The organism is Ramlibacter alkalitolerans, from assembly GCF_016722765.1.
Taxonomy (GTDB): domain Bacteria; phylum Pseudomonadota; class Gammaproteobacteria; order Burkholderiales; family Burkholderiaceae_C; genus Ramlibacter; species Ramlibacter alkalitolerans.
On record NZ_JAEQND010000007.1, the window covers coordinates 172,981 to 186,061 of the forward strand.

At 70.9% G+C, this 13,081-nt stretch carries 16 protein-coding genes; 6 read left to right on the forward strand and 10 right to left on the reverse strand.

The window, feature by feature from the left end; genetic code table 11:
- Window positions 1-7: 7 nt before the first annotated feature.
- Window positions 8-1,291 (reverse strand): efflux RND transporter periplasmic adaptor subunit, encoded by a 1,284-nt coding sequence (locus JI746_RS13760; RefSeq protein ID WP_201690200.1) that lies wholly within the window; start codon window positions 1,289-1,291, stop codon window positions 8-10.
- A gap of 107 nt (window positions 1,292-1,398) precedes the next feature.
- Here JI746_RS13760 and JI746_RS13765 point away from each other — a divergent pair, with 107 nt between their 5' ends.
- A complete protein-coding gene (locus JI746_RS13765; RefSeq protein WP_201690201.1) occupies window positions 1,399-2,016 on the forward strand; it encodes a TetR family transcriptional regulator in 618 nt (205 codons plus the stop codon).
- A 116-nt stretch (window positions 2,017-2,132) separates the two neighbouring features.
- Window positions 2,133-2,423: a hypothetical protein gene (locus JI746_RS13770; RefSeq protein WP_201690202.1), complete on the forward strand. Its 291-nt coding sequence runs from the start codon at window positions 2,133-2,135 to the stop codon at window positions 2,421-2,423.
- A gap of 123 nt (window positions 2,424-2,546) precedes the next feature.
- Here JI746_RS13770 and JI746_RS13775 read toward each other — a convergent pair whose 3' ends face one another.
- The gene (locus JI746_RS13775) at window positions 2,547-3,131 is read right to left on the reverse strand and encodes a hypothetical protein (RefSeq protein ID WP_201690203.1); all 585 of its coding nucleotides are present in this window, start codon (window positions 3,129-3,131) and stop codon (window positions 2,547-2,549) included.
- Window positions 3,132-3,319: 188 nt separating this feature from the next.
- Window positions 3,320-3,712: a hypothetical protein gene (locus tag JI746_RS13780; RefSeq protein WP_201690205.1), complete on the reverse strand. Its 393-nt coding sequence runs from the start codon at window positions 3,710-3,712 to the stop codon at window positions 3,320-3,322.
- A 37-nt stretch (window positions 3,713-3,749) separates the two neighbouring features.
- Here JI746_RS13780 and JI746_RS13785 point away from each other — a divergent pair, with 37 nt between their 5' ends.
- The 4 genes from JI746_RS13785 (at window position 3,750) to JI746_RS13800 (ending at window position 6,845) form a co-directional block, all read left to right on the forward strand.
- Window positions 3,750-4,244 carry a cupin domain-containing protein gene (locus JI746_RS13785; protein ID WP_201690207.1) on the forward strand — a complete coding sequence of 165 codons (495 nt, stop codon included), beginning with the start codon at window positions 3,750-3,752 and terminating at the stop codon, window positions 4,242-4,244.
- 19 nt (window positions 4,245-4,263) lie between these two features.
- A complete protein-coding gene (locus JI746_RS13790; RefSeq protein WP_201690209.1) occupies window positions 4,264-5,220 on the forward strand; it encodes an aldo/keto reductase in 957 nt (318 codons plus the stop codon).
- A gap of 184 nt (window positions 5,221-5,404) precedes the next feature.
- Window positions 5,405-5,854 (forward strand): hypothetical protein, encoded by a 450-nt coding sequence (locus tag JI746_RS13795; protein ID WP_201690211.1) that lies wholly within the window; start codon window positions 5,405-5,407, stop codon window positions 5,852-5,854.
- Window positions 5,855-5,915: 61 nt separating this feature from the next.
- Window positions 5,916-6,845 (forward strand): diacylglycerol/lipid kinase family protein, encoded by a 930-nt coding sequence (locus JI746_RS13800; RefSeq protein ID WP_201690212.1) that lies wholly within the window; start codon window positions 5,916-5,918, stop codon window positions 6,843-6,845.
- A gap of 3 nt (window positions 6,846-6,848) precedes the next feature.
- Here the strand turns inward: JI746_RS13800 and JI746_RS13805 are convergent, their stop codons facing one another.
- From JI746_RS13805 to JI746_RS13835, 7 genes are all read right to left on the reverse strand, one after another.
- The gene (locus tag JI746_RS13805; protein ID WP_201690213.1) at window positions 6,849-7,823 is read right to left on the reverse strand and encodes a Bug family tripartite tricarboxylate transporter substrate binding protein; all 975 of its coding nucleotides are present in this window, start codon (window positions 7,821-7,823) and stop codon (window positions 6,849-6,851) included.
- Entirely contained in the window at window positions 7,820-8,161 is a 342-nt protein-coding gene (locus JI746_RS13810) for a hypothetical protein (RefSeq protein WP_201690214.1), read from the reverse strand. The genes JI746_RS13805 and JI746_RS13810 overlap by 4 nt, the downstream gene beginning before the upstream one ends.
- Before the next feature lie 72 nt (window positions 8,162-8,233).
- Entirely contained in the window at window positions 8,234-8,770 is a 537-nt protein-coding gene (locus JI746_RS13815; protein WP_201690215.1) for a Mut7-C RNAse domain-containing protein, read from the reverse strand.
- A complete protein-coding gene (locus JI746_RS13820) occupies window positions 8,728-10,176 on the reverse strand; it encodes an amidase (RefSeq protein WP_201690216.1) in 1,449 nt (482 codons plus the stop codon). The genes JI746_RS13815 and JI746_RS13820 overlap by 43 nt, the downstream gene beginning before the upstream one ends.
- A gap of 3 nt (window positions 10,177-10,179) precedes the next feature.
- Window positions 10,180-11,745, reverse strand: a complete 1,566-nt coding sequence (locus tag JI746_RS13825; protein ID WP_201690217.1) for an acyl-CoA synthetase — start codon at window positions 11,743-11,745, stop codon at window positions 10,180-10,182.
- 115 nt (window positions 11,746-11,860) lie between these two features.
- A complete protein-coding gene (locus JI746_RS13830) occupies window positions 11,861-12,292 on the reverse strand; it encodes a universal stress protein (protein ID WP_201690219.1) in 432 nt (143 codons plus the stop codon).
- 6 nt (window positions 12,293-12,298) lie between these two features.
- The gene (locus JI746_RS13835; RefSeq protein WP_201690221.1) at window positions 12,299-13,009 is read right to left on the reverse strand and encodes a TerC family protein; all 711 of its coding nucleotides are present in this window, start codon (window positions 13,007-13,009) and stop codon (window positions 12,299-12,301) included.
- Window positions 13,010-13,081: the final 72 nt, after the last annotated feature.

The following is a 13,081-nucleotide window of genomic DNA, read 5'->3' on the forward strand; positions in this document are numbered from 1 at the left end:
GCGCTCCTCAGCTCCTGGCCGACTGCGAAGCGGCGGCCGAGGCCGGCGCCGAGGCTCCGGCCGCAGCGGCGGAGGCGGCGGAGGCGGCCGGCTTCGCCGCGGAAGCCGGCGCGGCGGCGGCGCCCGCGGGCCCGTTCGCACCCCAGGGCACGGGCTTGACGGGCGCGCCCGGGCGCACCTTCTGGAAGCCGTCCACCATCACCTGCTCGCCGGGCTGCAGGCCGCCGAGCACCACCCACTGGCCGTTCTGCGAGCCGCCGATCTTCACCGTGCGCGGCGCCACCTGGCCCTTGGCATCGACCACCATCACCGTGTCGCCCTGCGGCGAGCGGGTGACGGCCTGCTGCGGCAGCAGCATCGCGTGCTGCGCCTTGGCCTGTTCGACCTTGACGCGCACGTACATGCCGGGCAGCAGCATCGCGCGCGGGTTAGGCACCTCGGCGCGCAGGGTCACCTGGCCGGTGTTCTGGTCCACGCTCAGGTCGGCGAACAGCAGGCGGCCGGGTTGCGGATGCTCGGTGCCGTCTTCCAGCACCACGCGCACCTGCGCGCCCTCGCTGCCGGCGCGCTTCAGGCGCCCCTGCTCCAGCGCGCGGCGCAGGTTCATCACCTCGGTGACCGACTGCGTGAAGTTGACGAAGAGCGGATCGATCTGCTGGATCACCGCCAGCGGCGTCGCCTCGCCCTGCCCCACCAGCGCGCCCTCGGTGACCAGCGAGCGGCCGATGCGCCCGGAGATCGGCGCCGTCACCGAGGCGTAGCTCAGGTTGATGTCGGCCGTGCGCACCGCTGCGCGGGCCGAGGCGACGTCGGCCTCGGCCTGCTTCTCGGCCGCCACCGCGTTGGCGTATTCCTGCTTGCTGATCGCGTTGGCCTCGACCAGCGGCTTGTAGCGTTGCGCCAGGGCGGCGGCCTGCGAGTGGTTGGCCTCCGCCTTGGCCAGCGAGGCGCGCGCGCTCTGCTGGGCGGCGGCGTAGGGGCTCGGGTCGATGCGGTACAGAACCTGCCCGGCGCGCACGTCGCTGCCTTCGCGGAACAGCCGGCTCTGCACGATACCGGCGGCGCGCGCCCGCACCTGCGCGACACGCGCGGGCTCGAGCCGCCCCGGCAGCTCGGTGACCAGGCCGACGTCGCCGGTGGCGACCGTCACGACGCCGACTTCGGGCGGCGGCGGGGCGGCTGGCGCGCCGCCACTTGCGCCCGCCGCGGGTGTGCCCGACTCCTTGCTGCAGGCGGCGAGAAGGAGCACGAGGAGGAAGGACGCAAGGCCCTGTGGCACGCGAGCAGCCATGGATGTTGTTGTGCGGTGATGGTGGACGGGGAGAGCAGGCCGGGGGCGGACCGGCGGAACCCGCGAGTATACATACAGGTTTGAATGTATATTCGGGCACCCCTGCCATGGCCCGCCGTTCCAAGGAAGACGCCCTCGCCACCCGCAACAGCCTGCTGGATGCGGCCGAGCGCGTGTTCCTCGCGCAGGGCGTGGCCGGCACCTCGCTGAACGACATCGCCCTGGCCGCCGGCACCACGCGCGGCGCCATCTATTGGCACTTCCGCGACAAGGCGGACCTGTTCAACGCAATGATGGACCGGGTCGTGATGCCCCTGCAGTGCGCACTGGCATCGGTCCAGGAGCCGACGGGCGGCGATCCGGTGCCGCGCCTGAAGAAGGCCTTGCGCGCCGCCCTGCGCCAGACGGTGGAGGACCCGCAGACCCGGCGCGTGTTCGAGGTCGCCACCCACAAGGTCGAGTACGTCGACAGCCTGTGCGAGGTGCGCGAACGCCACCGGCAGATGCAGGACCGGGTGGTGGGCCAGTTCCGCCAGGCCCTTCTCAGGAGCGCCGAGGTGCACGGCGTGCGCCTGGCCGTCCCCGCCACCACCGCGGCGCAGGGGCTGCACGCGCTGGTCGACGGGCTGATCCAGAACTGGCTGCTGGAGCCCGAGGGCTTCGACCTGGAGACCGTCGGCACCAAGGCGATCGACGCCTACCTGCAAGGCATCGGGGTGCAGTAGGAGAAGGCTGGCGGAGTGCATCGAAACGCGCTTTCAGCGCGCGGGCCGCCTGGCGCGTCATGAAGATGTGCCCCTTGCAAGGCATGCATCCCAGATCGATACACCAGGAGAACCGCATGAAACTGCAGAACCTCGCGCTCGGCCTCGCCCTGGCCCTGGCCGGCTCGGCCTTCGCCGCCACCACCACCCGCGACATCACCGTCACCCGCGACACGCCGCACGGCACCGTGACCAGGCACATCGTGAAGACCCAGGGCAACGACCGCCTGCACGAGCGGCACGTGCGCCGCGTGGTGGTGGTGCATCCGCAGCAGCGCCACCACATGAAGAAGGTCGTCGTCGTGCACCCGGCGCATCATGGCCGGCACGAGGTGAACCGCACCGTCGTGATCCACCATCGCACCTGAGGTCCGCGCACAGCGGAAAAAAGGTCCGGCAGTGCCGGACCTTTTCATTGTGGGGCCGGCGGCCACGGACCCCACCATGCCGCCAGCCCCGGTCCTGAAGCGGCCGCCCCGGCCGCCCCTCGTTCAGGACTTGTTGAACTTCTTCTTCGCGTCCGCCATGCAGCGGTCCTTGGCGCCGGCCTTCATCGCGTCGCAGCGCTCCTTGGCGGCGGCGTACTGCGCATCGGCCGTGTCCTTGGACGCATCCTGGCGCGCCTCGGCGGCGGCGCCGGAATTCGCGCCGTTCTGGGCGGCCTTCGCTTCCGCCTTGGCCTGGCTCTTGGCCGCGGTGTGGGCCGCCTTCGCGTCCTTCTTGCACACGTCCTTGGCGTTGCCCTTCTGGTCGTCGCACTTTTCCTTCGCGACGTCGTAGTCGGCGTCGGCCTTGGCCGTCTTGACCTTCTCGTCGGCCCTGGGGCTGGGCTTGTACTGCGCGTCGAGTTCCGCCTTGGCGATCTTGTCCTTGCCCTTGGCTTCGGCGTTGCAGATGTCCTTGGCGTTGTCCTTCATGCCGTCGCAGGCCTTCTTGTCGGCCTTGTACTGCGCCTCGATCTTCTCCTTGGCGGCCTTGTAGGCGTCCTTGTCCATGCCGGTGTTGTCGGCCGCGAAGGCGCTTGCCGTGAAGCCCAGGCACAGGGCGGCAGCCAGTCCGATGACGTCCTTCTTCATGCTGTATTCCTTTCGAGTGGGTTCAAATCACGTCCCCTCTCAGGAAACGGTCCAGGCCCCGCCCCAGCGGTAGGAGGGCGGAACCGAAGCTTGTCGGCCTCCGGACTACAGCGGGCGTGAGCAGCGCGGCGGCAGCAGCGCTCAGTCACCGGCGATGAGCTCGGTGAGCAGCGCGGCGGCAGCAGCGCTCAGTCACCGGCGATGAGCTCGGGCCGGAGTTCGCGGATCCGCTCTTCCACGTAGTAGCCGCCGTACTCCGTGTAGCGCAGGAAGGCCCGCCCGCACTGCGCGCACTGCCACACGTCGCACCGGTTGTACGGGAAGAACGCGGGTGCGATCGGCGCGTCGGGCGACCAGCCGTGCGTGCCGTTCGGGTGGTGCTCTTCGAGCGTGGGGTCCTCGACGTCCGGTTGCCGCAGCGTCGCCACCTTGCGCAAGGCGCCGCGGTCGAGCGAAGTGCCCAGCGCTTCCCAGCCCGGCGCCCGCACGGCCGCGCATGCGGGGCAGGGCTGGCGCGGCTGCGCAGCGGCCAGGCGGCGCAGCCCCTTGGCGTCGAGCACGGGCACATCGGCTTCGGTCATTGCACGATTGTGCGCGCGCGGGTTACGCTGCCGCCCCATGAACGACCACCCGCACGACAGCGACGCCGCCGAACCGAAGTGGAAGCACGACGGCGTGCGCGTGATCCCGGCCAACCAGCTCGACCCGAACGTGCCCTCCACCGCAGGCATGGACCGCAAGGCGGCGATCAACTTCGCGCGCGTCGGCGCTCAGAAGCTGTGGGCCGGCACGGTGACCATCCACCCCAATGCGAAGACCGGCGCCCACCACCACGGCCACCTCGAGAGCGTGATCTACGTGATCAAGGGGCGCGCGCGCATGCGCTGGGGCGAGCACCTGGAGTTCACCGCCGAAGCCGGGCCCGGCGACTTCATCTACGTGCCGCCCTACGTGCCGCACCAGGAGATCAACGCCAGCCCCACCGAGGTCCTCGAATGCGTCCTGTGCCGCAGCGACGGCCAGGCGGTCGCGATCAACCTGGACATCGAGCCGGTCGAAAAGCCCGAGCAGGTGCTGTGGGTGGACCCCACGCACCCGCACGGCGGCGTGTGACAACTCTCAAGGAAGCGCGATGGACTACCGCCCCCTCGGCCGCTCCGAGCTGCAGGTCTCGCCCCTGTGCTTCGGCGGCAACGTGTTCGGCTGGACCGCCGACGAACGCACCTCGTTCTCGCTGCTCGATGCGTGGATCGACGCCGGCTTCAACTTCGTCGACACCGCCGACGTGTATTCGCGCTGGGCGCCCGGGCACACGGGCGGCGAATCGGAATCGGTGATCGGCCGCTGGGTGCGCCAGGGTGGCCGGCGCAGCAGGCTGGTGATCGCCACCAAGGTCGGCAACGACATGGGCGAAGGCCGCATCGGCCTGAAGCCGGAACGCATCCGCGCCGCGGTGGAGGAGTCGCTGCGGCGCCTGCACGTCGATTGCATCGACCTGTACCAGGCGCACCGCGACGACGCGTCGACGCCGCTCGATGCGACGCTGGAGGCCTTCGGCCAGCTGGTCGCGCAAGGCAAGGTGCGCGCCATCGGCGCGTCCAACTACGGTGCCGGGCGCCTGCAGCAGGCGCTGGAGACCAGCGCGCGCCTGGGCCTGCCCCGTTACGAGAGCCTGCAGCCGCTGTACAACCTGTACGACCGCTTCGAGTTCGAAGACGACCTGCAGGCGCTGTGCCGGCGCGAGCACGTCGGCGTGATCAACTACTACGCGCTGGCTGCCGGCTTCCTGAGCGGCAAGTACCGCGCCCCGGAGGACGCCGCCAGGAGCGCGCGCGGCCCGACGGTGGTGCAGAAGTACCTCAATGCGCGCGGGCAGCGCATCGTGAAAGCCCTCGACGAGGCGGCGGAGCGCAGCAATGCCACGCCGGCGCAGGTGGCGATCGCCTGGGTGATGGCGCAGCCGGCGATCACCTCGCCGATCGCGAGTGCGACGTCCGTCGCGCAATTGCAGGAGCTGTCGAAAGCCGCGGAGCTGAAGCTGGATGCGGCGACGATGGCGTTGCTGGACGAGGCGAGCGCGGCGCACTGAGTTTGCCTGCACTGCCCGCGCCGGCTTGCAGTTCGCCAGGGCGAGCGCTGGGGTTCACGCGCTGGCGCGCTTCACCGCCAGCCTACGACGTGGCGCATCCGCTGGCGGCGCCCCGCAGGCTCGCGGTGAACCGCGCAGCGCGTGAACCCCAGCGTTGCGCCTCTGCCCGAGAATCACCATTGCCGTGAAGCTCCGTACCGTCCTCCTCATCGGCCTCGTGCCCGTGCTGCTCGTCGCTGCCGCCGTGCTCGTGCGCGAGGGCTCCTGGCGCCGCACCTATCCGCTGGCGAAGCCGCAGGCCACCGCCCCCGACGGCGCCTTCGTCGCCGAAGTGCGCGGCATGCCGGAAAGCCCCCTGCTCGCGCCGCAGAGCTCCGGCGTGTTCGTGCGCAAGCGCTGGGCCCTGCTGCGCAGCGTGGAGCCGCAGCTGGTGTTCGTCGGTGCCTGCGACAACGTCGACACGCGCTGGATGTCGCGCCGGCGCCTCCTGATCGAATGCGAACTGCGCTCCGGCGAGCCGCGCCTGCTGCGGGCGCTGGTCGAGGACGTGGTGATCGAACTCGTGATCCAGCCGCACTTCGGCCGCGCCACGCCGCCGGCCGAAGTCCTCGCGGCCGTAGTCGCCGACCGATAGCCTCGCGCACCCGCCGCCCTTCCCGCGCGAAGGAGGCGCCCAAATCGGTATGCTCGCGCGCATGGCCAGCACCGCACCCCCTTCCCGGCACGCGCTGGTGGTCGTGAACGCGCGCTCCGGCAGCGGCTGCGGGCCGGAGCGGGCCGAGGAACTCACGGCGCTGTTCGCGCAGGCCGGCCTGGAGGCCGAGGTGGTGATGGCGCACGACGCCGACGCCTTGCGTGCCGCCCTGGAGCGCGCGCACTCGCAGGGCACGCGCCTGGTGGTGGCCGGCGGTGGCGACGGCACGCAGGCCGCCGTCGCCGCGTCGCTCGCCGGCACGGACAGCGTGCAAGGCGTGCTGCCCCTGGGCACCCTCAACCACTTCGCCAAGGACCTGGGCATCCCGCCGAAGCTGGAAGATGCGGTGCGCACGATCGCGCAGGGCCGCGTGCTGCAGGTCGACGTCGGCGAGGTGAACGGCCACGTCTTCATCAACAACTCGAGCCTGGGCCTGTACCCCGAGATCGTGCGCGAGCGCGAGCTGCAGCGCATGCACCTGGGCAAGAGCAAGTGGCGCGCGCTCGCCAGCGCCACGCTGCGGGCGACGCAGCGGCCGCACGGGCTGGCCGTGCGCATCGCATCCGAAGCCGAGGACCAGGTGCGGCGCACGCCCTTCGTCTTCATCGGCAACAACCGCTACACGATGGAAGGGCTGGACATCGGCGCGCGCGAGAGCTTGCAAGGCGGCGAGCTCGCGCTCTACATGGCGCGCCGGCGCGGCCGGCTGGCGCTGCTGCAACTGGCGCTGCGCGCCCTGTTCAAGCGCCTGGACCAGGCGGAGGATTTCGAGATGGTGACCGGTGAAGCCTTCGTGATCGGCACGCACGAAGCGCGCATCCGCGTGGCCACCGACGGCGAGATCGCGATGCTGGCGACGCCGCTGCACTATCGCATCCGGCGCGGCGCCCTGCGGGTGATGGTGCCCGCGCCAGCGCCGCCCGCGAAGTGAACGCTACTCCGCGCTGATCTTGCGATCGCGCACGATCGCGCCCCACTTGGCCGACTCCTTGCGCATGAAGTCGGTCAGCTCCGCGCGCGAAGTCGGATGGGGGGTCAGGCCGTGCTTCTGGAACTGCTCGCGGATCGAAGGATCTTCGAGCACCTTGACGATTTCCTGGTTCCAGCGGTCCAGGATGGGCGCGGGCGTCTTCGCCGAGGCGACGAAGGCATACCAGTTCAGTGCCTCGAAGCCGGGATAGCCGGATTCGGCCACCGTCGGGACGTTCGGCAGGTAGGCCGGCCGCGTCAGGCCGGTGGTCGCCAGCGGCGTGAGCTTGCCGGATTCGATGTGCGGCAGCGCCGTGGGCGGCGCGGCGAAGTACGCCGTGAAGCGCCCGGCCAGCAGGTCCGGCATGGCTGCCGAGCCGCCCTTGTACGGCACGTGCGTCATTTCGACCTTGGCCTGTTGCCCGAACAGTTCGCCCGTGAGGTGCGAGGCGGAGCCCGGGCCCGTGGAGGCGAAGGTCACGGAGCCGGCCTGCTTGCGCGCCAGCGCCACGGAGTCGGCCAGCGTCTTGATGCCCGAGTTGGCGTTCACCACCAGCACGTTGGGGAAGTGCACGCCGCCCGAGAGGGGTGCCAGGTCCTTGAACGGGTCGTAGCCCACCTTCATCATGTGCGGCGCGATGGTCAGCGGACCGATGGAGCCGAGCAGGATCATGGTGCCGTCGGTGGGCCCGTTCGCCACCAGCTGGTGCGCGATGTTGCCGCCCGCGCCGGCGCGGTTGTCCACCACCACGCTCTGGCCGATGTTGTCCCCGAGCTTCTTGGCGATCAGGCGGGCGGCGGCATCCGCGGCGCCACCGGGCGCGAAGCCCACGACCAAAGTCACCGGCTTCTTCGGCGGGAAGTCCTGGGCCTGGGCGAAGCCGGCGAGGGCGACCGCCGCGAGGCCGAAGGCGCAGCGCAGCAGGTGGCGCTTGTTCATTCCGTGTCTCCTTGCTTGTCGGGAAGACCGGATTGTGCCGGCGCTGCGGGACGCAGGGCCAGCAGGTCGTGTTCCAGTTGCCCGATCCAGCCGGCCTCCGCCGCGTAGCTGCGGATCCAGCCCGCACCGGTGACCGTGGCCACGCCCTGTGCCTCGTCCGCGGAGGTCGGCTCCGTGCAAGAGATGCACACGTGCCGCAGCGGCACGCCGCTGCGCCGCAGGGCTTCGGCGAGCGCCTGCCGATCCGCGACGGGGAGGGCGGCAAAGGGAATGTGTTTCATGGTCTCCTGTTCCTCGACTCCGCGGCGGATTCTGGCAAGGCGGTCGAAGGACAACATTTCGCCCATGTAAACGCAAGCTGCCACGCGAGGAGGCGTGCGATTTGTCCGCCGGGCGGCCCCGGCCGCGCGCTATTCCGTCGGGTCCGCGTCGCGCGCGATCCACCCGGGCAGCACCCGCTCGATCGCGCTGCGCATGCGGCGCACGTGCGAGCCGTTCCAGTAGAGGCGGCCGCAGGCCGGGCAGCGGCGCACCGGCCCGGGCACGTCGCGCACGCCGGGCGGCAGCAGCGGCTGCGCCTGCGCCGGCTCCAGCACCCGCAGCGGCGCGTTGCACAGCAGGCAGCGCGTGAACAAGGCAGGCGGTGCCGGCAGCCGCAGTTCCTGCACCACGTCGCGCAGCTGCACCAGCGGGTCGTCCTGCCGCACTTCGAGCGCGCGGGCCGGCCGCAGCTCGCGCAGCAGGTGGCGGTCGCGCGTGAGCAGCACGCGGTCCTCCTCCCCCGACAGCCGCACCAGCACCGGATCGGCGACCGCGATGTCGTAGAAGGTGTCCCAGCCCAGGACGCGCAGCCAGCGGGCCAGCCGCCCCAGCATCGCGTCGGCAGCGAAGCGCGGCTCCGCGCTCAGGCCAGGGTGGCCAGCGCTGGCGGCCGCTGCGTCGTCCATGGAGCGATCGCCTCGAAGGCGCGCGCCAGCGCCAGCACCTGCAGGTCCGCGCGCGCGGGGCCGGCCAGCTGCAGGCCCATCGGCAGGCCCGCGGCGTTGAAGCCGACCGGCACGCTCGCGACCGGCAGGGAAGCCAGCGTGAAGGGCGTGACGATCTCCATCCACCGGTGGTAGGTGTCCATCGCGACGCCCGCCACCGACTGCGGCCAGTGGAGTTCGGCGTCGAAGGGGAACACCTGCGCGCTGGGCGCCGCCAGGTAGTCGTAGCGCTCGAACAGGCGGCGGAAGGCCTGGTAGACGGCGGTCCGCTGCACGGTGGCCTGGTACAGCTGCGCCGCCGTGAGCTGGAAGCTCTGCTCCACTTCCCAGCGGGCTTCGGGCTTCATCCGTTCGCGCAGTTGCGGCTGCGCGTACAGGGCGCCCAGCTTGCCGCCAACCAGCATCTGGCGCAGCCGCAGCCAGGCCGTCCAGTTGGTCTCACGCGGAATGTCCAGCGTGCAGGGCTCGACGGTGCAGCCGGCGGACTGCAGCTTGCGCAGCGCCTGCTCGCACAGCTCGCGGATGCCGGGCTCCAGCGGCAGGTCGGGCCAGATGCTGCCCAGCCAGCCGATGCGCTTGCCGGGCGCGCAGGCGATCGGGTCGTCGGCGTCGGGCAGCGGCAGCGGATCGGCCAGCGACAGTGGTGCGCGCGCGTCCCAGCCGGCCATCGTGCACAGCAGCCGCGCCACATCCTCCGTGGTGCGGCCCATCGGGCCTTCGGTTCCGAGCTGCTGGAAGAACACGTCCTCGGCCGGGACGGCGGGAACCCGGCCGCGCGAAGGGCGAAAACCGAGGATGTGGTTGAACGCGGCCGGATTGCGCAGCGAGCCGCCCATGTCGCTGCCGTCGGCGACCGGCAGCATGCCCAGCGCGATGGCCACGGCGGCGCCGCCGCTGCTGCCGCCGGCGGACTTGCCGGCATCCCAGGCGTTGCGCGTGATGCCGAACACCGGGTTGTAGGTGTGCGAGCCGAGGCCGAATTCCGGCGTGTTGGTCTTGCCGATCACGATCGCGCCCGCCTGGCGCATGCGCTGCACGAACAGCGCATCGGCCGCCGGCATGCGGCGGCCCACCGCCGGCGAGCCCAGCGTGGTGGGCAGGCCCTGGACGTCGGCGAGGTCCTTGATCGCCACGGGAAAGCCGTGCATCCAGCCGGCCCGCTCGCCCCGCGCGAGGGCCGCATCGCGGGCGTCGGCTTCGGCGAGCAGTTCGTGTTCCGGCCGCAGCGACACGATCGCGTTGTGGCGCGGATTGAGCTGCGCGATGCGCGCCAGGCTCGCCTGCATCAGCGCGCGGCACGAGAGCTCGCGCGCGGCGATGCGCCGCGACAGCGTGCTCGCGTCGAGGCCCAGGATGTCGTCGGCCATCGCTCAAGCTCCGGTGAAATGCGCTTCGTGCTGCCGCCGCAGTTCGCGCTTGAGCAGCTTGCCGCTCGGGTTCTTGGGCAGCGCCTCGCAGAACACCACCGCCTTGGGCGCCTTGAAGCCCGCCAGGTGCTGCTGGCAGTGCGCCAGCACCTCGGCCTCGGTCAGCGCGTGGCCGGCCTTGGGGACGACGATCGCCAGCACCGCCTCGACCCAGCGCGGATGCGGCACGCCGACCACCGCCACTTCGGAGACGCCCGGCAGCCGGTAGACCATCTCCTCCACCTCCCGGCTGGCGACGTTCTCGCCGCCGCTCTTGATCATGTCCTTCTTGCGGTCGACGACGGTGATGTAGCCCTCGTCGTCGATGGTGGCGAGGTCGCCGGAATGGAACCAGCCGCCCTCGAAGGCGGCGCGGGTGCGCTCGTCGTCGTGGAAGTAGCCGAGCATGAGATGGGGCGAACGGTGCACGATCTCGCCCACTGCACCGGGCTGCACGTCGCGCAGCGCGTCGTCGACCACGCGCGTCTCCACGTTCAGCACCGCGCGGCCGCAGGAGCCCGGCTTGCGCAACTGGTCCTCGGGGCCCAGCATGGTCGCGAGCGGCGCGATCTCCGTCTGGCCGTAGAGGTTCCAGAAGCGCACGTCCGGCAGGCGGCGCGCGAGCTCGCGCAGCACCTCCACCGGCATGATCGAGGCGCCGTAGTAGCCCTTGCGCAGCGAGGAGAGGTCGGTGCTGTCGAACAGCGGCGAACGCAGCAGCGCGATCCACACCGTGGGCGGCGCGAAGAACGAGGTGATGCGGTGCTTCGCGATCAGCGGCAGCAGGTTGTCGGGCGTCGGCTTCGCGGTGATGACGCTGGTGCCGCCGACGTAGATCTTCGGGCCGAGGAACACGTCGAGCTGCGCGCAGTGGTACAGCGGCAGCGCGTGCAAGGTGACGTCGGTGGCGGCGATGCTCGCGTCGACCGCGCAGCTCGCGTACTGCCAGATGACGGCGTCGTGCGTCAGCATCGCGCCTTTCGGGCTGGACTCGGTGCCGCTGGTGTAGACGATCTGCGCCAGCTCGCCGCCGTGCAGGTCCACCTCCGGCGGGGCCTCGTGCCCTGCAATCAGCTCGTCGAAGCGGACCATGCCGGCGGCGGGCTGCGTGGCCTCCTCGGACGGCAGCCAGACGAACTGCCGCACCTGGGTGCCGAGCGCGGCGGCGCTGCGCGCGAGCTCCGCCAGCCCGGAGTCGGTCGCCAGCACCACGGCGCCGGCATGCCGCAGGATGTACGCCGCCTCTTCGGCCTTGAGCATGAAGTTGATCGGCACCAGCACGGCGCCCAGGCGGGCCAGCGCGAAGCGCAGCGCCGCGAAGCCATGCGAGTTGCGGGCCAGCACCGCGACGCGCGCGCCCTTGGCCACGCCCATGCGGGCCAGGCCGGCGGCGAGCCGGTCGGTCACCGCGTCGAACTCGCGGAAGCTCCAGCGCGTCTCGCCGCAGACGATCGCGGCCTGCTGGGGAAAGCGCTTGGCGCTGCGACGCAGCAGGTCGGCCAGGGTCTGGCGGCGGATGGCGGTGTCCATGGTCTCCTCCGGGGTCACGGGGAGCACCATCTTGCCGCAATCAGGCGCCGCGCTTCATCCCTGGATTCCCGCCTGCGCGGGAATGACGCCTTGTGCTTCGGCGGGGATCCAGGGTTCAGGACCCGATCACCTGGTACTGCTTGCCGGAGCCGAGCAGGTGGCGCACCTGCTGCGCCAGCGAGCCGAACATCTTGCCGGCCAGCCCCGGTTCCTCGGTGCCGAACAGGATGCGGTCGCAGCCGAACTCGCGTGCCGCCTGCGCGATCGTTTCCGCCGTGCGACCCACCAGCACCGTGGCGATGTAGGGGATGTGCTCGGCGTCGAGCAGCGAGCGCGCGTAGGCCAGTTCCTCGTCACCCGCGTCCTGCTGCAGCTGCTGCAGCTCGCGGGTGCCGAAGAACATCGCCACATGGCCGGAGAGCTGGGGCTGCACCCGCACCAGGCGGATGCCCACGAACTCCTCGCGGTAGATCCGCACCGCCTCCGCCACCGCCGAACGCGTGCGCATCGGGCTGTGGGGATCGACGGCAACCAGCAGCTGGCGCATGCGGCCTCAGGCAGCCGGCTGGTCGGCGGCGCGCTCTTCGTGCTCGCCCTCGGCGCGGCTGGCGAGGTACTTGCCGACCGCCACGACGATCACCGCACCGAGCGCCGGGGCGATGGTGTGCAGGAAGGGCATGGTGGCGTCGATGTAACCCTTGACGGCCGGATCGCCGATGGCCATTTCGCCGGCCACCCAGCCCAGGAGCGCCGCCCCGACGGTGATGATGATCGGGAAGCGGTTCATCAGCTTCAGGATGATCGTGCTGCCGAAGATGATCAGCGGGATGCTGATCACGAGGCCGATCACCAGCAGCGGCACGTTGCCCTTGGCGGCGGCGGCCACGCCGATCACGTTGTCCAGGCTCATCACCAGGTCGGCGATGATGATGGTCTTGATCGCCGCCATCAGGCCGGCGTTGCTCTCGATGTCCTCTTCCCCGTCGTCGCCCTTGAGCAGGCCGATGCCGATCCACAGCAGCAGTGCCGCGCCGACCAGCTTCAGGTAGGGCAGCGTCAGCAGGTAGACGGCGAAGAAGGTCAGGATCACCCGCAGCACGATCGCGCCGACGCTGCCGAAGATGATCGCGTTCTTCTGCTGCTTGGGCGGCAGCGAGCGGCACGCGAGCGCGATCACCACCGCGTTGTCACCGGACAGCACGATGTTGATCAGGATGATCTGCATGAGGGCAACCCAGAAATCCGGGCTGGTGAGGAAGGCCATGTTGTCTCCTGGAAATAGTGCCGGACCCGTGTCGGATCCGATCCAGCGAGAGTACGGGGCGCCGCTGACAGC